This is a genomic window from Bradyrhizobium icense, from assembly GCF_001693385.1.
Lineage (GTDB): Bacteria > Pseudomonadota > Alphaproteobacteria > Rhizobiales > Xanthobacteraceae > Bradyrhizobium > Bradyrhizobium icense.
On record NZ_CP016428.1, the window covers coordinates 2,734,450 to 2,755,275 of the forward strand.

Below are 20,826 nucleotides of genomic sequence, written 5' to 3' on the forward strand. Positions count from 1 at the left end.
ACTTATGAGGTTCAAAGGCGAGCGCTGGGAGCTGTTCGGCGACGTGATCGGCGGTGAAGTCAGCGGTTAGGGACCGCGCATGACGGTCGATTGTGCGGAGATTCGCTGGTCATGCCTCTCTGGGAAAGTAGCGGAGCTCCGCACCAGCAGCAAGGAAACTGAAGAGAACGCCCTGCGGAGAACGGGGGCGCCAAGCCGACGTGCAGGTAAGGAGACATTTGAAATGGCGACGCTGGAAGCGGATGCGACGAAGCAAGACGCGAAAGGCCGGCATGATTTCGTTAACAAGGTTTGCGATGCATCCAATCTGCTCGTCGGTGTTGGATTGTTCTTGTCACCATGGCTGTTGGGATTTGGCGCGCCTACGCCGAACGTGCCGTCTCAAAGTGCGGGCGTAAGTGGAACCTTCATCGGCATCCTCTCATTCTCCGCGTTGTATGCTTTCGAAGTTTGGGAGGAGTGGCTGATTCTGATCGTCGCGGTCGGTGCGCTCGCGTCACCCTGGATTTTCAACTTCGGTGGCTTAGCAATGGCCGCTCACCTTTGCGCGGGAGCGCTCTCGCTTCTCCTGGCGATGACGAGGCTTGGGCTGTGGTCGCGTATGTTGAGCCGAGATTCCAAGTTTGGCTGACCACGTCGTGCCAACGAGGAATTCCTGGATTTCCGAGGAAGTGCGCTGTCCAGAGTCGGCGAGTTCAGAGCCTCATTGCAGATCGTCCAGCCAGCGGTGCGCGACACCATAGCGAACGATTTCGGCTCGTGTACGAAGCCCAAGCTTCTCAAGGGCTCTCGCTTTGTGAGTCTCTACAGTCTTGACGCTGACATCGAGACGTCCGCTGATCTCCTTGTTGCTCAGGCCGCGCGAGATCATCTGCAAGACCTCCGTTTCACGTTGACTGAGTTCCGCCAATTGAGGTCTTCCGGTCGCTTGATCAGGCGGTTGTGGAACGACCATCTCCGCTATCGTGGGGTCCAGGTAAAGCCCGCCGCTGGCGATCGCTCTGATCGCTCTGACAAGTTCCTCAGCGGCGGATCGCTTCAACAGATATCCGCGGGCACCGGCCCTCATCATCGGCTGCACATAGGCGCGGTCCTCGTGAACCGTCAGCGCAAGAACCTTGATCTTGGGAAAGTCGATCGCAGCGATCTCGGCGAGTTTGAGGCCATTGATCTCGGGCAATGAGATGTCCAGCACGGCGATGTCAGGATCAGCTTCGCGGAAAACCTCGAGGGCGCCAGGACCTGTCGTAGCCTCGCCAACCACCGTGATGTCTCCGACAGCGTCAAGCAGCGCCTTCATTCCTGCAAGCACAACAGGATGATCGTCAGCGAGCATGACTCTGATGGAGCTCATGTCAGGCTTCCCTTCCCGAGCCCAGGGGGATCGATATGAACAGCGTTGTGCCAACGCCCGGCTCTGATTCTATGGCGATCATACCGCCAATCAAGTTCAATCGCTCGCGCATTCCAGAAAGGCCTAGTCTGCCAGAGGCTTTCCTTTCGTTTTCGGACGGTGCGGCCCCTTCGGGAGAAAATCCGACGCCATCGTCCTCGACCACAGCGCGCAATTCGTGGAGTCGTTGATCGATTACGACGCTGACGTTTTGCGCCTTCGCGTGCTTGAGAATGTTGGTCAACGCCTCCTGGATTGCACGATAGACCGCTATCTCGATGTCCAAGGGGACGGGATTAGGGGGTCCGAGGATCTGAAGGTCCACTTTAATGTGGAATCGGCGGCTCCATTCCGAGCAGAGCGCCTTTACCGCGTCGTGAAGTCCAAGGTCGTCGAGAGCCGTCGGTCGCAGGTCCGTCGCGACCCGATGAAGGTCACGTCCGATTCCGTTAGCCAGAGTTTGGAGCCAGAGAACGCGATCCGCGCGACCACGATCCACGCCTGGTCCAATGCTGTGCTCGAGGTTCTTGAGCCCTAGCAGTAATCCTGTCACGCTCTGTCCGATTTGATCATGAAGCTCGCGGGCAATCCGGCGTCGTTCGTTCTCCTCGGCGACCGAAAGCCGGCGCAGCAACTTGATGCGCTCAATTTCGGCTTGCTTGGCCGCATCGATATCCATGACAACGCCAAAAACGATGTCGTGCATGTCGGGATTGACCTGCGAGGGACGCCCCGTCACCCGACGCCAGCGGACATTATGGTCGACGTCTCGCGTACGGAACTCGATGACTGTTGGCGTCTCATGCACGCTACCCTTCAATGCCTTGGCCACAAGGTCCCTGTCCGACGGATGGATGCCAGCAAGGAACAGCTCATGGGGATAGACGCGATCCCAGCTCTCGCCAAGTCGGGCCGGAAGGTTCAGAAGGTCTTGCGCACGATGCGAAACAAGCACCTCTCCGCTCTTCAAGTTCCAGTTGAAGACGCCCAATTCTGCAGCCTCGATGGCGAACTTGCGACGCTCCTCACTTAGACCCAACGCGATAGCCGCTTGCGCTTCCTGCGCACGACGCCGTTGCGCCAGGTCAATACTGGTGAGCCAGGCTAGGGCGACTGCGAGTGCAATGCTGACGGCGCCGCCACCCGCCAACAGATATTGTGACCTTCGTACTGGTGCATTCAGGGATTCGGTCGGCAGTCCGAGATGAACAGACCATCCGCCCGTTCCAGGAAGCGAGCGATACACTGCGTCGACTTCGACGCCTTCCAGTGTGCGGCCGACGTATGCTCCCTCGGAGCCACGCTGAATGGCTCCCCGAACCGATTCACTGGCTGGCCGTCCAAGCTCGAACTCCTCCTTGATCGTCCGCGCAACGATATTCCCCTTGGCATCGGCGACCAGGCCAACCCAGCCTTTTGGCGCACCAGCGCTGCGGAGGATCTGACTTACAGCATCAGGAACGAGAGCGATCGTCAGGACAAAGGTGATCCGTTCATCCCGCTTGACGGGAGCCCGCAAGGCGACAAGTCGCTTTCCGGAAATAGGACCCAGCGGGCCAATGCCGCCGATTGCAGCCTTTTGCGTCTGCACCACCTTGTTGAAATTCTCCCGGTCGGCCGTTGCTCCCAGTTGGGTCCCCATCGGCCGAAGGAGATTGAGAACCTGCCGGCCCTCGGTATCGACGAGTTCGATCGTTTCCCAGAGCGGATGCGCATCCTTGAGCCGCTTAGCCTCGCGGTAAAACATCTCCAGATCAGGTTGATCCAGCGAAGCGGAAGCAGCCAGCGCTTCCGCCAGTTCGACCTGAGTGGCGAGTTCTGCAGTAACGCGGCTGGCAACACGGTCGAGGGCCTCGAAGGCGGCCAGTCGCGCGGCATTGCGATCTTGCCGCGCATTCAGGAAGGCAACCCAGCCTCCAAACAAAAGTACGGGAATAGCAGCAGCCATCACCAGCAGGATCAGTGACCGGCCTGCCATGCTTGAGGTCGATAGAGCCATGGCGATTCTTCCTGAGCCTGCGACGCAGTAACCGTGCAGTAACCGTTACGACTCATATCGCTCAAAGGATCATCAAGGAAGGCTGTTTGGCTGTCGGAAAGTTCCGCTCGGCTGTAGGGAAAATCCCGACGGTGTGGGTCTGGACCCCGACTTCCAGGCCCTCACTAACCATGCTCAGACTCGCGCGGGAGGGCAGGCGCGGTCACGGAGAACGCTATGCTACTTTCAGAAGGAATGACGGAAACGACTTCGACAAATCGTGCGGTCGCGCCGATCGAAGACAAGGCTGTTTCATCGTATGTGGCCAATGGCATCCTGCGGCAACTTTCCGAGCAGTGTCGCTCCGAAATACTGGCGCGGTCTGAGCACGTTACGCTGGCCAGGAGTCAGATCCTAGCCGAACGGAACGTCCTGCTGCCCTTTGCCTACTTTCTGGAAGGTGGGGCTGTGTCATTATTCGCACGTGCCGGCGCCGATCGCGCTCACGTTGAAGTAGGTACGTTGGGGGTTGGCGATTTTATCGGCATTCCCATTGTCCTAGGAGCCAGAATATCGCCACATCGGTGCATTGTTCAGGTGCCGGGCAATGCTCTGCGCATCAACTCAGATGAACTCGCCGCAGTTCAGGAAGCCTTGCCCGAGCTCCGTCGCGCGTTGCTTGCCTATGTTCATTCAGCGCTCATCCAAAGCTCTCAGCTGCTTGCGTGCAACACAAAGCACTCGCTGCGCGAACGACTCGCAAGATGGTTGCTGGTTACGAGCGACCTGCTGCAGGTGAGTCACATCCCTTTGACCCACGACGTATTGAGTCGGGCTATTGCGGTTCGCCGCGCCGGCGTCACGACCGAAATGGGAAGAATGGAAGAAGCAGGGCTGATCCACAGAGAGCGCGGAAGCATCTCGATACTGGACAGGGAGGGATTGGCGAGCGCTTCATGCAGCTGCTATCGCCTGCTGCGTGTTCCCGCGAAGGCCTGCCAAACAGGTCAAATGATCGATGCGGTCACTCGGTGAGCTGCGATGGAGGTGCGCGCAGGTCAGTTCGCTGTAGATCGCAGTGTACCGCGCCTTCAGGCCTGAACCAGTGACAAACCAAAGAAGTATCGAAGCCTGGTGCGCATCAAAGCAGACGCAAAGGAGCGTCAAATGGAAAGGTTCGACGTCAACTGGCAGGCGCACTCATGGCCGGCCGCGACGCGCATGGGACCAGCGATGTCTTTCCGGCCGAACTCGTGACGCGGCCTGGCGCCAAGCAAACCGACTACCGGCTAAGGCCTGTGAGGCACTGGCCCTGCAGGAACAACATGAGGAAGAACTGGATGGTAGCTAGCTCCGAATGCGTAGGGTGGGCCGACGGCTTTACCGGTCTCATCGGGGCCGTAGCTCGCGGTAGAAGCGAAAAGTTGCGAGCAAGCCGCAAGTTCTCGTGAGGGCATCAAGCGTGAAGGAACGAGAAAATGACAGGATACCGATCATTTGCATGCTGGATGTTAGCCGCGGTAGTCGCACTAGGACTTTGCTCCGGCGCAGGAGCAGATACCGATCAGAAGACGGAGCAGCAGCTGCCGTCGGAGCAAACGCTGTATGCAGGATGGCGCAGTTCCCAGATCCTCGGAAGCCACATCTTTTCGAAGAAAGGCGAGTATCTCGGTAGGGTACGCAACATAGTCGTTGCTGATAATGGCCAGGTGAGAGCGCTCATCGCGGAGGAGGCTGGCATCGGTATCACGCCAGAGTTTGTTTTTCGGCTCCCATGGGAGGACGTGGTCAAGCCGGTGCGTGGAGGCGCACTGATTGCAGATCTGACGGACGTCAGATCGCGGCAATATGGACTGTTTCCCTTACCGCTTGGCGAGCCCGACGAGAATAAGCCGCACGTCGAAGATTTCCTTGTAACGAAAGTGCTTGGAGATTACGCGCGGCTGCAAACCGGAGCGGGCTATGGTCTGGTCAAGGATGTGGTCTTCTCGCAGCATGGCCGGATGCTTGCGGTGCTCATCGCGCGAGATGCGGCCCAGGGCGGAGGTACGCTCGCCTTTCCGTATCCCGGCCGTACTGGACGATGGAGTCCAAGCGCGAGCTACTACGGCCTGCCGTTCGTAACGGCGGAACAGGCGGATCGTGCCGGGCTGCAGGTTGACTCGAAGAGATTCGAGGACCGGGGCGCCGGCTAGTGCGAGTCCAATTCAGGACGCAGGCGAGCGCCTTGACACGTTGCCGCGTCTCGAGTCGCCGCCAGCTGGCGCAGCAACCATGAGCCGCTACGTTGCCGTACAAACTGGCGAGCAAGTACTGTCTTCCACGAAGGGTTAACTTTGCTGATGATGGGTTTGCGCAATGGACACCAAACAGCGTCCCGCTGCGTCTGACACGGATGTCCTCATCGCGTCGATCGAGGAAGCGCAGCGCATCCTTTCCATTTACGCCAGCGGATATCCGCGGCGTGATCAGGACGAGCTGCTCAGAATGCTCGAGTTTATCCTGTGTGAACCGGCCGTGAATCGGGCGGTGCAAACCTTGAAAGCGAGGGCCCGACTGACCGTAGTCTAGTCACAGAGGACCAGTTGCAATCGTTCCGATGCGGCGCCCTCAGCGGTGGAAGACGCAGAGCTTTTCAAGACGCCTAGCCGTTCAGTCCCCATACCCTCTCGATCCAGCCAAATACGAATAGCACAAACAAACTAATGGCAGTGGCAGTGCCACGAGCAGCCACGCTCCGGGGGCGCACGCGATGCCGAGTCCGGCCGGTATCCATACGGTAGCCGCAGTGGTCAGTCCGTGAACAGTATTGGCTTATTGGCTTTTCGATCGCGCAGGATCACTCGTGCACCCATGAATGAACCCCGCTCCGGTAAGGACTGCACCAGCGAATTTGGTTCGAAGCCACTTGTCCGTCATCGTACCGCGCCTGTCGGCTGGCCGTCGGGAGATCTCGGAACGTCTGATTTGACCTCTGGTTGAAGCTTCACGACAGAGACAAACAAGGAGTTCTGCCATGAAGTTCAGCCGCCGATCGGCCGCGCTGGCCACCGCAGCAGTTTGTCGCGCTAGCGGCGGTGGCCGCTCCAAACCTGTAAGGTCAAAGCGCTCATCTTCGCCCTTAAAGGCGATGTTGGCGCCACATTGAGGGAGGGCTCCCGCGCCTCTTTCAATCATCGGTCTGAAGGCGCGATTTCTGCACCAAAAGCACGGTCAACAGTGGCGCCAGTACTCCGATCAAGGCCACAGTGACCAGAAGCCAGCCGAGCTGGCTGTAATCAGCGGGCACCTGGACTGTGCCGGTCGCTCGGTCTTTAACCTCGCGAGTCACCAAGAATATCTGGTTCAAATATTTCGTAAGCAAACTGCTGGCCGTCAGCGCCATATTAGTGAACGAGGCCATCACCGCAAAGAACGTTGCCTTGAGATCGGCCGGTGCATTGCGCGCGATCCAGGTCAACAGGGGGATCATCGCGACCTGGCCCAGGGGAGATTCGAGTGTGGTATCCATAATCGCGATGAAATGCGCATCGACCACGCCGCCAGTAAGGCGTGCAGTCCACTCCTGACGTCGTAGTAAAGCCCGATGTTAGGCAGGGCCAGAACACCGGAGGCAAGCGTCAGCAGAATAACAATATAGGCGATTGATCGGCTCGCCATCAGCGGTCTCAGCAGCACCATGCCTATGAGCGTGAGACAAGATGCAATCAGCGAAAGCACGGACAGGAACTGCTGGTCGAAACGGAGTTGATCGATCATGAACCACGTTGCTCCTGCGCCTGGCAGCGGAACCGCGCGAAACACGAAAATGATAAGCGCAGTGCCGATCAGCGCACGCGCCTTGGCAGGTGGCAGTTTCTGGACCAGCTGGTAGATAAGCATCGTGATAATTGCCATCGATCCACAGAACACGATCTCCTGTGCCAGCGGTGTATCGCTGATGCCGATAGCCAGCGTTAGCGCCACAAATGCGGCGCCCCCACCAAACATCCAGTAGTTGGGCTCTGTTGTTTGACCCGGCGAATAGACCAGCCGCTCGGCGTCATCCGCTTTAAACCCCTGTTCTCGCAGTCGCCTCGCGCGTGCAGCAAGCATTACTTGAGACAGCATCACGCCGCTGACTGACACCAGAGGGATGGCAAGCGCCATTGCGTAGATGCGAGCGTAGACATCCGCCTTCTGGCTTTGTTCAAGGTTCTCCACACCGGCAAACATCACAATATTGAGCAGCGCGACGAACACCAGACCGCCTACTAGCGCGATGCGGCCGAGGGTCTGCATCGTGGTATGGAGCGCCTTGATCTCCACTTCAGACAGCGGTTGGCCGTTGGCGCGGACTCGAGGCACCGCTTCAACCGACATGGCATCCGCAACCGTGTCCTGGACTACATAGCCGGCTGGTGCCAGTAGGCTGCTCACCACGAACCAGGCTTCCACACTCATCAATTCGCGCATTGCCGCAGTATGTATGATGAGTGCGTACATGATGCCGAGGCTTGCGGCGATCAGCGCTGCACCCAAATAGACCAGGAGTGCCTTCCAGCGCCAAACCAAATCGACCAGGTGGCCAAGTGGCATTTTCAACGCCCACGGCAGCCCCGCCCAAAACGTGAGCGCGGCCAAGAACGCGGCCGTAAGCCCGAGGTACTCCTTGACAAAGAACGTTCCGACGATGCCGGTCAACCCGGAAATCCCGGCCGCGAAATAGACCATTAGCGGCGGCAGAAACGACCAGCGCAGTTGTCGAAAAATATCAATGAACGTTCGTTTGAACCACTCTTGTGCCGCCGCCAGCATGTTTCCCATCTCTCTCGGTTCGCCCACCAACGAAGATACGGCAGGACGTAGGTGCTAGCGCCTTCGTCGCAAAGCAGTTTTAGAGTAAGCCTCACCGCCGGAGCCGTGCCAGAATCAGCGGAGACGGGTAGCGAGTTGCCACCACGATCTTACGTCTGTCGAAATCGGCCGCAGCCAATTGCCAGCGAGCACTCCACAGCGAGTTTAACCTTTTCGCTGTGTTCTTGCGACCGCTCAGGAACAGCTTGCGAGCAGCGCGAGCGTAACCGCCCTCCAACTGCACCCAGCGGCAGTGCTCCGAAAGGCGAGCTGGGTTCTTTTTGACAACTTACAAAGTGGCCCTGCCTCATTGGCCTGAAAGGCAACGATGGAATGTCGCACCCGACGCTGGTCGGAAGAACCGGCAATATTCACGCACAGCATGTTGGCAGGGCTGCCGGCGAAGCGACGGATCCGAATGGGACTTGTTCGGCCCGCCAAATGATGCCGCCCAAGCGCGCAATGCGATTCCCTTCGCCTTGCCTGCATAGTGATCGGCGCGTTCGATCACGCCCCGCGCGGAGGGTCTTAGGTCCAGCGCAAGTGCGCGTGCAACTGCCGATGGGATGATGTACTGTCTTTGACGCCATCGGTCTCTCCCACGGCCGAACAAAGCCGACGTACACAGCTCTTACATCAGACGTTCCCATATGCCGGCAATCATGCGGTTGAGCCTGCGAACTCCTCAGCGCGCCACGGCGTGTCCGAGTACCAAGCGGCAGCATCTATCTCCGCTGCTCTTGGCTGGCCTTCATAGGCCGGCATGTTCTCGGCGCGCCCCGTACGGCGCGGCAACGTTGGCTTCAACTCATCGTAGTTGGGGGCGATTTCGCCCTGTGCACCAGCAGCGACGAGAGTGTGACATAGCAAGCAATGGGCGGCTCTGCGGCGCGGATATGCCTACCATCGTTCTGGGTTTGGAGCAGCGCGGGCAGAAAGCGAGCGGGCAGACCTGAGCGTGACGGCGCGCACGGTCGTGCCCGCAGCTATCGACCAAGTTGCCGAATAAGATCACCTGCCGCAAGAGTTTGTCTCACACAAAGCCTCATTGTAACCGCGTGAGCACGCCAGCCATAACGGGCCGTATCCGCGCTCGTTGGGAGTGTAGGCTTCCGGCTGCGTGTTCCCTTTCGCTGACGCGGCTCGCGATGAGGTAGCGACCGACGTCCGGTCGGTCGGCGCGACACAGGCAGAGTTGTCACGCCGACCTAAGCTGTAAGTATGCAGCGGAGCTGGTTGGTACCCGATGTCGCACGCGTTTCGATCCAGAATAGTAGCGCGACATGTTTTTCGGAGCTCGTAGCATTGCGTGGCGCTCAAAGATCGACCGCCGGCTATCGACAGCGAGTTGCTCCCCGAAGCGTGATGCGCTGTTCGGCACAGCTATCGTTCAGGCGGCCATGCGAAGTTCTGGTGAGTTCTATCGGCGGCGCTCTGCCGGACCTTCTGCATTTAAGCGTCGGGAAGAGGGTCTCCCTTCTTTAAGGCTCCCTCCGGCACCCCATCCAGCAGCATTCTTTCGCTCATTGGCCTAGGATTTCGATCCTTGGCGTCATTCATTGCACCGCAGGCCACCTGAACGGCTTTCACTGCCTCAAGCTGTTCACCTCTGTGAGCGTACCACACATCCTGCAGGTGGCTTCGTCGCGCATTTCTGGCCACGTTACCAGCACCGCGTAGCCGGCCGCGAGCTTCTCGAATTCTGGATGCCGGCGAGCGTCTCCTCTGACAAGGATTGGACCTCTAGATTTTGCTAGTCGCCAACAGCGGCGGGCCCTCAATGTTCCTTGTAGCGAGTCATATTCAGTAAGTATTGCACTACTTTGATCGCAAAGAACTTTTTTGATACTTCGAATTTGAGTCCCTATCAAGTAACTCTAGCCCGACGGAGTTCCGCATGCACGTTCAAGAGATGATTAGTACGCACCCTCAAGTGCGCGGCCAGACCAACGACGCCCTGATCCGCTGCATCGAAGAGTGTTACTCCTGTGCTCAGACCTGTACCTCCTGCGCCGACGCCTGCTTGGCTGGGGATAACGTGACATCACTGACCTAATGCATCCGACTGAACTTGGACTGTGCTGATGTCTGCAACATCACGGGGCGCATTGCGACTCGCCGTACCGGCTCAGATGAAGATTATCCGTAGTATGCTGGACGCCTGCGCCGCTGCTTGTCGGCTGTGCGCCGAGGAATGTGAAAAGCATGCCAAATGCACGAACGCTGCCGTATCTGCGCCGAAGCCTGCCGCCGGTGCATGAGCCCATGCGAACAGGCCGCGCAGAGTATGAGGCATTGACATCGGGGACTCGCGCGGATGCCAGCGCTCGCTCTATACGAGCGTCGTGCTGGGAGGTGAAAACAGCGGCTAACGATTTGATGCCCTCGGCGGGCGTTTGATCACAAGACCGAGCCGCGATGAGGTTCGCGGCGTCAGCCGAGAGGTCGGGTTTGTCTGAAATGGAAACCGTTCGGAGTGAACCTGCGGGCCACGGCCCGCGCCTTGTCCTCGCATGTCTCCAACGCGATCTTCTGGGCGAGCATGACATCTCCGATCGGCAGCGCGCCGATCGGCATGAAACACAAGCCCTCCTGCAGGCGACCTCTTTCGTCGATCTCGCACACGTTCACCGAGGCCCCGGCGTGGATCCTGTACCGCTTTCCGCTGTCGCTTCCGACGACCTCAAAGTAGCCCCGTCTGCCGAACTGCTCCAACTGGTTCGGCGACAGCCATTTTCGCAATAGCCGCAGCGATCGGCCCTCCGGCGTACCCTCGGAGCCGTGCCGGATGAAGAGGGCTCGCGTCGCTCTCTTGCGGGAGCGGCCACCTGGCGGCAGCGTTCGAAAGCCGAACATGTCAGAAAGACCCGACTACCCGCCGACCAACCTGGGGAAGAAGACGGTTTCTTCCGCAGTGGGGTCAAAGGATCGGATCCGCGAGATCTGATCGGGACCTGTCCGGATCGCGGCGGTGAACGCGGCCTTCGTCAGTTCATAGAATCGCTGCTCCGCCTTCATCAGTTCTTGTGCGTCGTGGGAGTCGAAAAGATGACGGCTGTCGCCGGTGCGGTTCATCACGATCTGGATCGCCATGATCGTCCTCCTCGGATTGGTGATAGCCAAGGACCCGGTCCAGTATCCGACCACCCTGACGGGTTTTCAAGAGAAGAACATTCCAATCACAAGACGCCATTCGTAGGTCCGATCGCGCAGCCGCACTCAGGCCGGCGGGCACTCCGGGCAGGTGTCGCCGATCGACTCCAATATGTCGCGGAGCCCGGCGATCGCCCTCTGCAGAGACGCCCGTCGGCGGATGCTGACGCGATCGCAACGGCGCGCTCGCGGGCATGCGGATCGGCACGGTCCTACATCCAGCCGTGCTCCTCACACTCGCGGATCGTGCCGGCCTCCTGCAAGACGCAGATGGCACCGCCGCGCAAGGCGCAGATGGTGGGGCATCTTTCCTTGAAAGTCAGCATCGAAGATTGGTCCTGCCCGAGACGAATCTGTGCGGCCGTCCCCGGTTCCGGCCGCTAACACATGGCAGGGATTCCGAATTGCCATGCCCACGTTTTTCCACGGGTTCCGTCGTCAACATGCCCCTACCATTCATGAGCTAGGCGAGTAAGATTGTATCCCGTGTGGCCTCTAATCTTTGGGGGCGCGACAGGTGTCCTCGCCGGACTAATCCTGATCGCGCTGAGCCTACCTCGAGGTCGACGCAGCCGCGAGCACTACGGAAGTTGGGATCACTTCGTGCTCTGAATTGTGCGCCGTAATCGCTTGAAGAAGCTCATGTGTGCTCAGTTGTGCGACTGGTCGTTTGCAATCGCGATTAATGCAGAGACAGCGAGCCCGGCGCGGATGCTCGGTGCCAGGGACCGAGCACGCTTCAAACAGCTACGATCAGCAAATGTCGGTATCGGTGGTTGCGTCTCCCCGCGACAACCGAAAGATCATCGGCTGAAATCAATCCAGCCTCGGGGCCAACCCCAGAATAACCCCGGCTACGCCTGAAACGAACGGGGATAATCGTAAGCGTACGGAACCAAAAATACAGACTTTTCAACGCTGTACGCTGCAATAACCGGGTTCGGGACGCAGGGGCCACTGCCTGCTACTCTCACTATCCTCTCAAGTTCAATATTTGTAGGCGCACTACAGCTATGACCAAGCTGAGCGGGCCGGTGCACACGGTGAGTAGTTGGGAATTGCGGATCTAAGGGCCGACGCCAGTCAGGCCTCGACAATCGGGTCGAGCATGCGGCACTCTACAATTCGTGGGGAATGCCGGTCGGCGGGGCAGCATCATGAATGAGGGTTGGTACTACGAGGACCAAGGTCAATCAGTTGGACCAATGTCGCTTAAGGAGTTGGTTCGGACATTGTCCCGGCTTCGAGACCCAAGTGAAGCAGTAATCTGGAGACCTGGCTTTTCAGACTGGCAGACGGCGGGTTCGGTGCCGGACGTTGCTGCTTGGATCGCTAGACCGCCCGACCTTCAAAATCGCGCAAGTTCAGCGCCTCGGATAGCTATCAATTCACCTGCAAATAACGCAAAGCCAACGCGGATCATACGGACGGAGAAACGCAAGCGCGGTTTCTTTGGTTGGTTGTTTTTGATTTTGTTCCTTTTGTTTAATGGTCTGATGGTTGCGTGGTTATTTTCGTACTGGTCCGCCGTGCTGCCGATGGCGACCACAGGAAGCGAGGCGGGTCGAGCGGGGGCCGCTATAGGAACGACTTTGGGGACTGGGTTCATTATCTCGATCTGGACTTGCGGCAGTATCGTGCTTGGCCTCTTTGTTCTCTTCACAAGAGGCCGCAAAGTGATCGTAGAAGAAGAACGGAGATGACGGGTAAATTTGTCAGGCGCCAACACATGGTCGGCGAGAGCAGGGAAGCACGCACTCTGCGGCTACGTTGCTTTGAGTCCTGAGGCTGGTCTAGAGCACGACTTGCAGATGCGCGGTTCTCCCGGCTAATCACAAGTCGGGCGAGGTTTGCCTAAAAGACAATTCCCAAACGAAATCAAAGGCCGCTAATTAGGCCAGTTTTCCGCCAAGTCATTGTTAGACCTGATGATCTTCGGGACTCTTAATCATCGGGTCCCAGGTTCGAGCCCTGGTGCGCCTACCATCCCAACAATGACTTATAGCTGACGTGCGACGCCATTCCGACAGGCGAGCGCCTATGGCCGCGTAAGTTGCCAAGCATTTGCTCGAAGGAAACCCGAGCTACAGTGTTCCAGTATCCGGCGCGCGCAATAACGAGAGCTTGATCAAGCCCAAAGAAAAACCGGACCGTTATGCAGCAGCCATCTGCATAATGGTCCGGCCTGACTGTTTGTTGCGCGGATATTCTGTTGGCGAAAGCTGCGGCCTGTCCGTGCTGCAAAGGGCGTAACGGACCTCAGATGTTATCCGGATAGTAAGAGGTTTCGCTGAACCGCTACTTCTTTTTCTTCTTGGCTGTCTTCTTTGCCTTTGCCTTTGCCTTCTTCGCTTTCTTGGCCATGTTGCCCTCCGTGATCCCAAAAGTTGGCTCGATGCAAGTCGACAATCGACGTGCAAGATTCAGAATACACCATGGTTGCAAAATTGATACTGTGCGCTTCGAAGAGGGTAAACGACCATCACACAGTCGCAACTTGCAATCGGCCGAAGCGCTCACCTGATGTGTGGACACCGCACGCTTTGACGGATCAAGACGGGAAGAAGTTCTCATGTGGCCGGTAGACGAAGTCGACGACGGCGAGGAGCTACCGGTCCCTGATTTCATCGCGACGGAAGTGCGCATCGGCGCCCACCACTACGAGCCGCTCGGTGTGATTCTGTCGCGCGGCGAAGGCGTCTGGGCGTGGGATTCGCAAGGCAAGCGTTATCTCGATTGCCTCTCCGCTTATTCGGCGGTGAACCAAGGCCACTGCCATCCGAAATCCTGGCCGCTATGGTGGAACAGGCCGGCAAGCTGACATTGACCTGCCGGGCCTTCCACAACGACCGACTGGCCCCCCTTTTACTAACAGATCGTGGAGCATACCGGCTCACACAAGGTGCTGCCAATGAACAGCGGTGCCGAGGTCGTGGAGAGTGCGATCAAGTCCGTGCGCAAGTGGGGCTAAGAGGTGAATCGTATAGGTCGCTCACTGAAATCTTGGTGCGCCTCGTTAGGCGACGAGCTTGAGCCTTTGCCGCTTGCTTTCGGGCGGCTGCTCGCCCGACGTATTCTTGCGCGGCTTGATGAAGTCAGCCCACGCCTGCAGCGCGTCGCGGCGCCGCTGGATCATCTCGCTGTCCCAATACGACAGTTCAGCCTCATCGCCGACACGGTGCGACAGGCAGAACTCAAGCACTTCGCGGCGGAAATTGTGCTCCTTGTTGTCAGCGCCCCAATTTCGGAAGCTCGTGCGGCAGCCATGCATGGTGGATTTGACGGCAGTCCGCTCGATGGCCCCGACAAGCGCGTTTGCCCGGAACGGCTGATGTTGCTCGGCGTGGTCGGAGGGGAACACGTACTTGTCTGTGCGCGGCATCGATTGGATGATCTCGATGGCCTGATCTGACAGCGGGACGAGATGCGGCTTCGGCTCTAGCTCGCCCTTAATCTTCATCTTCTCAGCCGGAACCATCCACGTCCTTGCTTCGAAGTCGAGCTCCGTCCACTCCATCAGCCGGATTTCTTGGCTCCGCGACACGGTGAGGATGCCGACTTCTGTGCAGCGCGCCGCGTTGCCGGCATCATAGCGCAGCCCTGTCATCATTTGCGGCATCTTCGTATATGGCGCGGACCGATGCCCCTTCTTGCGATTCAGCTTGCGGGGCGACGGCAGCAGATGTTTGAGGTTGCCGCGCCATGCGGCCGGGTTCTCGCCCGTGCGCAGTCTCAACGCTTTGGCAGCGTCCATCAGCCGCTCGATCCGCTGGCGCGTCCGTGACGCTGTAACCGGCTTCAAGGTCCAGATCGCCTTGAGCGCTTCCAACACGTGCTCGGTCGTGATCTCCTGGAGCTTCTTGTCGTGCAGGCTCGGCACGTCCCGGATGGAGCGCTGCCACTGCTTCAACTCCTCTTCGGACAGCCCTTGGCACCAAACAGGGTACTGCTCCTCGGCAAACTCCTTGAACGTCTTGCTACCCTGACCGGTGGCCCGCTTCTTGACGCGCGGATCGATGCCCTCGCGCTTCAACGCGACTTTATAGTCGCGCGCCTTCTCGCGCGCGCTGCTTAGGGTCAGAGCGTCACCGCTTGGGCTGTCGCGGTCGCCAGCCTTGGCGAACTCCATCTGCGCCCGCTTGCCTTCGAGGTCGGTAAAGCGGAAGGCCCATACCCGATCACCGCTTTTGCGCACCACCAGATATAGCCCCCCGGCGTCCGCATGAACGCCAGCTTGCAGGGATTTAACTTGGTTCGAATTGAGTGCCACTTTAACGTTCCCCTTCCGCTTACCAGCTACCGTCACGGATGCTTCGCTCGTGTGGGTCAGTTGTTCCAAAATCGGCCTGTTTTGGATATGTGGCAGTCACGGATACTTTAGAAGGGAGAGCCGCGTCAACTTACCATTTTTTCGCCAGAACCGGCCGGCGTTCGGCGATTTTCAGTGAAATCAGACGATAGCAGATGCAGATAACATAATGGAAATAAAAGGAAATAAAAATCATGACGACGATCAGTGATAGCAGACGCGACGCTCAGAATGGATACATGATCCGTGACGGCCTTCGGTAAGCTGATCCGCACCACGGCGTTCCGGCTGACGCTGGTCTATCTGTTCTTGTTTGCGCTGTTTGCGGCGTCGCTGCTGGGCTATTTTGCCTGGAATACGCGGCGGCTGATCAACGAGCAGATCACTGCCACGGTGAACGCCGAAACCGCGGAGATTACCGACATCTATACGCGCCGCGGCCTGCGCGGCCTCGTCTTCACGCTCGGCAACCGGGCGTTGCGGCCAGGCGCCAACCTCTATCTCGTCACCACGCCGGAGGGGAAGGCGATCGGCGGCAATGTCGGCGCGCTGGCGCCGGGCGTGATGGCCACAACCGGCTGGTCGGAGACCGGTTATCGCCGGCTCGACGAGCAGGACACTGCGGATCACCGCGCGCTGGTGCATGTCACCGAACTCACCAATGGTTTCCGCCTGCTGGTCGGCCGCGACCTGGAGGAGCGGCGCCGGCTGTTTGGCATCGTCGCTAACGCCGCGCAATGGTCGCTCCTGGTCGTCATCGTGCTCGGCATCGGCGGCGGTATCTTCGTAGCGCGGCGGGTGCTGCAGCGGATCGACGCCATGACCGGCACCACAAGACGCATCATGGCGGGCGACCTTTCCGGGCGCCTGCCGGTCGGACGCTCCGGCGACGAACTCGACCGTCTCGCGGAAAACCTCAATGCCATGCTGGAGCGCATCGAGGCGCTGATGACGGGGCTGAAGGAAGTCTCCGACAACATCGCGCACGATCTGAAGACGCCGCTGACGCGCCTGCGCAACCGCGCCGAGGAGGCGCTGGCAAGCTCAGGCAGCGAGGCCGAATACCGCGCGGCGCTGGAGCGAACCATCGAGGAATCTGACGGCCTGATCCGCACCTTCAACGCGCTGTTGATGATTGCGCGCGCCGAGTCCGGACAGGCGCGCGGCAACATGGATGATTTCGACGCCGCCGACGTCGCCAAGGGCATCCACGAATTGTATGAGCCGCTGGCCGAAGACGACGGCATGACGCTCCGCGTCAAGGCCGCAAGCGCACGGCTTCACGGCAACCGCGAGCTGATCAGCCAGGCACTCGCCAATCTGGTCGAGAACGCCATCAAGTACGGCAAGCACTCGCCGGTGGTGCAGCCGCTGGACCCCGCCGCAGCGGCGCGCACCCGGGAGATCCTCATCGAGGCGCGGCGCGAGGGCGACCATGTGCTGCTCAGCGTCACCGATCATGGGCCCGGTATTCCTGAACCGGATCGCAAGCACGCGGTCGAGCGGTTCGTGCGGCTGGAGGCGAGCCGCACGCTGCCGGGTTCCGGTCTCGGCCTTAGCCTGGCGTCCGCGGTGGCGACCCTGCACGGCGGCGAACTCAGGTTAGGGGATTCGCATCCCGGCCTGACCGCGACGCTGGTCGTCCCGGCGCTATCTGCCATAGCGTTTTCGAGCGAAGTGGACGCCGGTTCGCGTGAAGAAAACGCGTCAAAACTTAGGGCTGGGGCCCGGTTCTGATCCCATCAGAACCGGGCTCCAGCGGGCGGCAGGCTTGCGGCCCAAACGCAGGATGTGCCACAGAAGGTGGCATGAACTCTTCTGCCTTGGCCGCGCGGTTCGTCAGCGGGCCGCATATCACGGCCACTGGCAACGCCGAACAGCGCCTGGGAGACTGGCTCGCCGAATTGGAGCCGGAGCAATCGGCTGAGATCAAGGCGTGGCTGGATCGCCCGTTCGCCAGGACCATCCTGCTCGGCATCGTCGAGTTCTCGCCGTATCTGTTCGACCTGATCCGGGCCGACGCCGGTCGGCTGCTCCGCTTGCTGGCGTGCGACCCGGAACCGCATCTCACCTCGCTGATCGAGAAAGCCACGCGCGACGTACTCGCTGCCGCGGGCGAGGCCGAGGTGATGCTTCTGCTTCGCCGCATGAAGTCGGAAGCCGCGTTGCTGATCGCGCTGTGCGACATCGGCGGGGTCTGGCCGGTGATGCGGGTCACGGCGGCGCTGACCGATCTTGCAACCGTCTCCGTGCAGGCGGCGCTGCGCTTTCTCTTGCGTCAGGAGGTCGCGCGCGGCCGCATGACGGCGCTCAATCACGACCGGCCGGAAGAGGGCTCTGGTCTGATCGTGCTTGCGATGGGCAAGATGGGCGCGGGCGAGTTGAACTACTCGAGCGACATCGACCTGATCGTTTTCTTCGATCCCGCCGCCACCTCGCTGGTGGCAGAAATCGAGCCGGCGCCGTTCTTCGTGCGGGTGACGCAGGCGCTCGCCCGCCTGCTGCAGCAACGCTCCGGCGAGGGTTATGTGTTCCGCGTCGACCTGCGCCTGCGCCCCGATCCGGCCTCGACGCAGGTGGCGATCTCGACGGAAGCGGCGCTGCATTACTACGAGCGGGAAGGGCGCACCTGGGAACGCGCCGCGATGATCAAGGCGCGCGTTTGCGCCGGCGATGCCAAGGCCGGCGAGACGCTGATCGCGGAACTGTCGCCGTTCGTCTGGCGCAAGCACCTGGATTTTGCCGCGCTCGCCGACGTTCACGACATGAAGCGTCAGATGCAGACCTACCGCGGCCAGAGCGAGATCGCGGTCGAAGGCCATAACGTCAAGGTCGGCCGCGGCGGCATCCGCGAGATCGAGTTCTTCGCGCAGACGCAACAGCTCATTGCCGGCGGCCGCCATCCGGAACTGCGGGTGCGCTCCACGCTCCATGCGTTGCAGGTGCTGGCGACCAGCAATTGGATCGGCTTTCAGGCCTGTGACGAATTGACCGCGGCCTACGAGTTCTTGCGTTGCGTCGAGCACCGGCTGCAGATGATGTGCGACGAACAGACTCACACGTTGCCGGAAGACGCCGAGGCCGTGGAGCGTTTTGCGAACTTCTTCGGCTATGAGAGCCGGGCGGCCTTTGCGAAGGACTTGGTCGGCCACCTCAATGTCGTGCAGGGACATTACGGAAAGTTGTTCGAGGGCGATCCGACCGGCACGGTGAAGCTGCCGCAGCTCAACTATGGCGGCGGGCCTGAGGATGCGCGTCTGCTCGATCACCTGACGACGCTCGGCTTCAAGAAGCCGGTCGCCGTGGCTGGCACCCTGCAGCTCTGGATGCAAGGCAACTTTCGCGCGCTTCGCAACGAGGCGACCAAGGCAGCCTTCATCGAATTCGTGCCCGGCCTGCTCCACGGTCTCGCGCATGCCGAAGACCCCGACGACGCCGTGACCACGTTCGATCGTTTTCTCGGCGCATTGCAACGCGGCGGCCGGCTGATTTCACTGTTGAGCCAGAACCGCGACCTGGTCGCGCTGGTAGCCTTGATCCTCGGCGCAGCGCCGCGGCTCGGCGACATGCTGGCGCGCCAGCCGCAGATCATGGACGGTTTGATCGATCCCCGTTTCTTCGGCGCAATGCCGGACCAGAAGGAATTGTCGGTGCGGCTGGCGGCGACGCTGAAGGACGCAGACTCTTACGAAGACTTCCTCGATCGCCTGCGGCTGTCCGGGCAGGAGAGCCTGTTCTTGATCGGCACGCGGATCCTGTCCGGCACGGTTTCCGCCCAGCATGCTGGCGTCGCCTTCGCCGACGTCGCAGAGGGGATCGTGCACACCGTGCACGGCCTGGTGAGAGACCAGTTCGCGACCCAGTACGGCCGCATCAAGGGACAGGAGACCGCGATCCTCGCGATGGGCCGGCTCGGCAGCCGCGAGATGACGGCATCTTCCGATCTCGACCTGATCCTGCTGTACGATTTCGATGCAGACGATCCCGATTCCGACGGCGAACGATCGCTGCATGGCGCGCAGTATTTTACGCGCCTGACCCAGCGGCTGATCTCGGCGTTTACCACGCGGACCAATTACGGCGTTCTCTATGAGGTCGACATGCGGCTGCGCCCGTCGGGCCGCGCCGGGCCGCTGGCGTCGCGGATCGATTCCTTTTCCGATTATCAGGAACGCGAAGCCTGGACCTGGGAACACATGGCGCTGACGCGAGCGCGGGTGATCTCGGCTTCACCGGCGTTTCGGAAAGAGATCGAGGACACCATCCGCAACGTGCTGACGCGGCCGCGCGATGCGGCCTCTACTGCCGGCGACGTCGCCGACATGCGCCGGGCGATTGCGCTGGAAAAGGGCGAGGACGACATCTGGGACCTCAAGCTCGCCGCGGGCGGCCTGGTCGACATCGATTTCATCGCGCAATATTTGCAGCTCGTTCACGCCTCGGAGAAACCCGAGATCCTCAGCGTCTCCACGCTGCAGGTGCTCGACAACGCCGCACGCCTCGGCGTGCTGCCGCAATCCGATGCCGAGATTTTGCGCTCGGCGGCACGGCTTTATCACGACCTCACGCAAATCCTCAGGCTTTGCGTCACCGGCAAATTCAAACCGGAGGCGTCGGGAGAGAACCTCTTGCGCGTGATGGCGCGCGCCGGCGACACGCCGGATTTCTCGACGCTGGAGGCGAGGGTGCGCGAGACGCAGGCAGAGGTGAGGCGGGTGTTTCAGGCCATGGTGGGCAGGGACTAGGCATTGGCGCGCCGATAGAGCGAAGGGCGCATCAATCAAACCGCGCAGTTGCGGTCTTGCCGTCGGGCGCGGTGAACTGAACCGCTCCTTTGAGATGGGCTGGCAGGGCCGTAGCCGACGTTCCGCTTAGCGCGTTTTTCTCCGAAGGAGCGAGCGTTATGCGCTCTGCCTTTCCTCCCAAGTTGAAGATGGCGACACCTTTGAAGCCCTTCGGATCAATCGGTTTGTCGTCTTCACCCGTCAGGAAGATCTCGATCGTTTTATCCTTCACGACGAGTTCCGCATGGTAAGCGCCGGCATCGCCAACACGCCCCCCATGCGAACCTTTCGGCTCGTGTGCGTATGCCGGAATCCCGGCCAGTAGAGCGGCGCCGAGAGCGAGATATCTGAACTTCATGGGCGGTCTCCTTTC

The 20,826-nt window shown here is 60.0% G+C and carries 15 protein-coding genes and 3 pseudogenes; 9 read left to right on the plus strand and 9 right to left on the minus strand.

All coding sequences use genetic code 11. From position 1 onward, the window contains the following. The first annotated feature begins 223 nt into the window (after positions 1–223). Entirely contained in the window at positions 224–631 is a 408-nt protein-coding gene (locus tag LMTR13_RS39195) for an SPW repeat domain-containing protein (RefSeq protein WP_156795601.1), read from the plus strand. A gap of 72 nt (positions 632–703) precedes the next feature. Here the strand turns inward: LMTR13_RS39195 and LMTR13_RS12810 are convergent, their stop codons facing one another. Both LMTR13_RS12810 and LMTR13_RS12815 read right to left on the minus strand, forming a co-directional pair. Continuing rightward, positions 704–1,354 carry a response regulator gene (locus LMTR13_RS12810; protein WP_065728191.1) on the minus strand — a complete coding sequence of 217 codons (651 nt, stop codon included), beginning with the start codon at positions 1,352–1,354 and terminating at the stop codon, positions 704–706. A 1-nt stretch (position 1,355) separates the two neighbouring features. Beyond that, the gene (locus LMTR13_RS12815; protein ID WP_065728192.1) at positions 1,356–3,392 is read right to left on the minus strand and encodes a sensor histidine kinase; all 2,037 of its coding nucleotides are present in this window, start codon (positions 3,390–3,392) and stop codon (positions 1,356–1,358) included. Between the two features lie 216 nt (positions 3,393–3,608). On the opposite strand from LMTR13_RS12815, the gene LMTR13_RS12820 reads away from it, so the two are divergent. The 3 genes from LMTR13_RS12820 to LMTR13_RS12835 all read left to right on the plus strand — a co-directional run bounded on the left by LMTR13_RS12820 (position 3,609) and on the right by LMTR13_RS12835 (position 5,942). Next, a complete protein-coding gene (locus tag LMTR13_RS12820; RefSeq protein WP_065728193.1) occupies positions 3,609–4,406 on the plus strand; it encodes a Crp/Fnr family transcriptional regulator in 798 nt (265 codons plus the stop codon). A 443-nt stretch (positions 4,407–4,849) separates the two neighbouring features. Continuing rightward, positions 4,850–5,566, plus strand: coding sequence for a PRC-barrel domain-containing protein (locus LMTR13_RS12830; RefSeq protein ID WP_065728195.1), 717 nt, complete (start codon positions 4,850–4,852; stop codon positions 5,564–5,566). Positions 5,567–5,729: 163 nt separating this feature from the next. Beyond that, positions 5,730–5,942 (plus strand): hypothetical protein, encoded by a 213-nt coding sequence (locus LMTR13_RS12835; protein ID WP_065728196.1) that lies wholly within the window; start codon positions 5,730–5,732, stop codon positions 5,940–5,942. Positions 5,943–6,540: 598 nt separating this feature from the next. Here LMTR13_RS12835 and LMTR13_RS41690 read toward each other — a convergent pair. Then, positions 6,541–6,882, minus strand: coding sequence for a folate/biopterin family MFS transporter (locus LMTR13_RS41690; protein ID WP_197521092.1), 342 nt, complete (start codon positions 6,880–6,882; stop codon positions 6,541–6,543). After that, a complete protein-coding gene (locus tag LMTR13_RS12840) occupies positions 6,840–8,168 on the minus strand; it encodes an MFS transporter (RefSeq protein WP_197521093.1) in 1,329 nt (442 codons plus the stop codon). Before LMTR13_RS12840 ends, LMTR13_RS41690 begins: the two co-directional genes overlap by 43 nt. Positions 8,169–10,104: 1,936 nt before the next feature. Here LMTR13_RS12840 and LMTR13_RS42445 point away from each other — a divergent pair. After that, positions 10,105–10,506 (plus strand): annotated as a pseudogene (locus tag LMTR13_RS42445) (four-helix bundle copper-binding protein). A 134-nt stretch (positions 10,507–10,640) separates the two neighbouring features. Here LMTR13_RS42445 and LMTR13_RS12845 read toward each other — a convergent pair. The 3 genes and pseudogenes from LMTR13_RS12845 to LMTR13_RS42450 all read right to left on the minus strand — a co-directional run bounded on the left by LMTR13_RS12845 (position 10,641) and on the right by LMTR13_RS42450 (position 11,686). After that, the gene (locus LMTR13_RS12845; protein WP_418219772.1) at positions 10,641–10,949 is read right to left on the minus strand and encodes a hypothetical protein; all 309 of its coding nucleotides are present in this window, start codon (positions 10,947–10,949) and stop codon (positions 10,641–10,643) included. Between the two features lie 129 nt (positions 10,950–11,078). Beyond that, positions 11,079–11,300 carry a hypothetical protein gene (locus LMTR13_RS12850; protein WP_065728198.1) on the minus strand — a complete coding sequence of 74 codons (222 nt, stop codon included), beginning with the start codon at positions 11,298–11,300 and terminating at the stop codon, positions 11,079–11,081. Positions 11,301–11,426: 126 nt separating this feature from the next. Then, a pseudogene (locus LMTR13_RS42450) lies at positions 11,427–11,686 on the minus strand (hypothetical protein). Positions 11,687–12,565: 879 nt separating this feature from the next. Between LMTR13_RS42450 and LMTR13_RS43665 the strand changes: the two are divergent. Together LMTR13_RS43665 and LMTR13_RS39210 are read left to right on the plus strand one after the other, a co-directional pair. After that, positions 12,566–13,063, plus strand: a complete 498-nt coding sequence (locus LMTR13_RS43665; RefSeq protein ID WP_418219794.1) for a hypothetical protein — start codon at positions 12,566–12,568, stop codon at positions 13,061–13,063. A gap of 869 nt (positions 13,064–13,932) precedes the next feature. After that, positions 13,933–14,328, plus strand: a pseudogene (locus LMTR13_RS39210) (aminotransferase class III-fold pyridoxal phosphate-dependent enzyme); the annotation flags it as partial. Between the two features lie 48 nt (positions 14,329–14,376). Here the strand turns inward: LMTR13_RS39210 and LMTR13_RS12870 are convergent. Continuing rightward, positions 14,377–15,699, minus strand: a complete 1,323-nt coding sequence (locus LMTR13_RS12870) for a tyrosine-type recombinase/integrase (protein WP_083219017.1) — start codon at positions 15,697–15,699, stop codon at positions 14,377–14,379. 216 nt (positions 15,700–15,915) lie between these two features. On the opposite strand from LMTR13_RS12870, the gene LMTR13_RS12875 reads away from it, so the two are divergent. Together LMTR13_RS12875 and LMTR13_RS12880 are read left to right on the plus strand one after the other, a co-directional pair. Then, the gene (locus tag LMTR13_RS12875) at positions 15,916–17,406 is read left to right on the plus strand and encodes an ATP-binding protein (RefSeq protein WP_065728202.1); all 1,491 of its coding nucleotides are present in this window, start codon (positions 15,916–15,918) and stop codon (positions 17,404–17,406) included. A 71-nt stretch (positions 17,407–17,477) separates the two neighbouring features. After that, positions 17,478–20,414: a bifunctional [glutamine synthetase] adenylyltransferase/[glutamine synthetase]-adenylyl-L-tyrosine phosphorylase gene (locus LMTR13_RS12880; protein WP_065728203.1), complete on the plus strand. Its 2,937-nt coding sequence runs from the start codon at positions 17,478–17,480 to the stop codon at positions 20,412–20,414. Between the two features lie 31 nt (positions 20,415–20,445). Here the strand turns inward: LMTR13_RS12880 and LMTR13_RS12885 are convergent, their stop codons facing one another. Then, on the minus strand, positions 20,446–20,811 hold the full coding sequence (locus LMTR13_RS12885) for a hypothetical protein (RefSeq protein WP_065728204.1): 366 nt from the start codon (positions 20,809–20,811) through the stop codon (positions 20,446–20,448). Positions 20,812–20,826 lie beyond the last annotated feature (15 nt).

Coding starts and splice junctions, on each gene's coding strand:
- LMTR13_RS12830 (WP_065728195.1), top strand. CDS start 4,850: ATGACAGGATACCGATCATTTGCATGCTGGATGTTAGCCGCGGTAGTC.
- LMTR13_RS43665 (WP_418219794.1), top strand. CDS start 12,566: ATGTCGCTTAAGGAGTTGGTTCGGACATTGTCCCGGCTTCGAGACCCA.
- LMTR13_RS12885 (WP_065728204.1), bottom strand. CDS start 20,811: ATGAAGTTCAGATATCTCGCTCTCGGCGCCGCTCTACTGGCCGGGATT.
- LMTR13_RS12850 (WP_065728198.1), bottom strand. CDS start 11,300: ATGGCGATCCAGATCGTGATGAACCGCACCGGCGACAGCCGTCATCTT.
- LMTR13_RS12820 (WP_065728193.1), top strand. CDS start 3,609: ATGCTACTTTCAGAAGGAATGACGGAAACGACTTCGACAAATCGTGCG.
- LMTR13_RS12815 (WP_065728192.1), bottom strand. CDS start 3,392: ATGGCTCTATCGACCTCAAGCATGGCAGGCCGGTCACTGATCCTGCTG.
- LMTR13_RS39195 (WP_156795601.1), top strand. CDS start 224: ATGGCGACGCTGGAAGCGGATGCGACGAAGCAAGACGCGAAAGGCCGG.
- LMTR13_RS41690 (WP_197521092.1), bottom strand. CDS start 6,882: ATGGATACCACACTCGAATCTCCCCTGGGCCAGGTCGCGATGATCCCC.
- LMTR13_RS12810 (WP_065728191.1), bottom strand. CDS start 1,354: ATGAGCTCCATCAGAGTCATGCTCGCTGACGATCATCCTGTTGTGCTT.
- LMTR13_RS12835 (WP_065728196.1), top strand. CDS start 5,730: ATGGACACCAAACAGCGTCCCGCTGCGTCTGACACGGATGTCCTCATC.
- LMTR13_RS12840 (WP_197521093.1), bottom strand. CDS start 8,168: ATGCTGGCGGCGGCACAAGAGTGGTTCAAACGAACGTTCATTGATATT.
- LMTR13_RS12880 (WP_065728203.1), top strand. CDS start 17,478: ATGAACTCTTCTGCCTTGGCCGCGCGGTTCGTCAGCGGGCCGCATATC.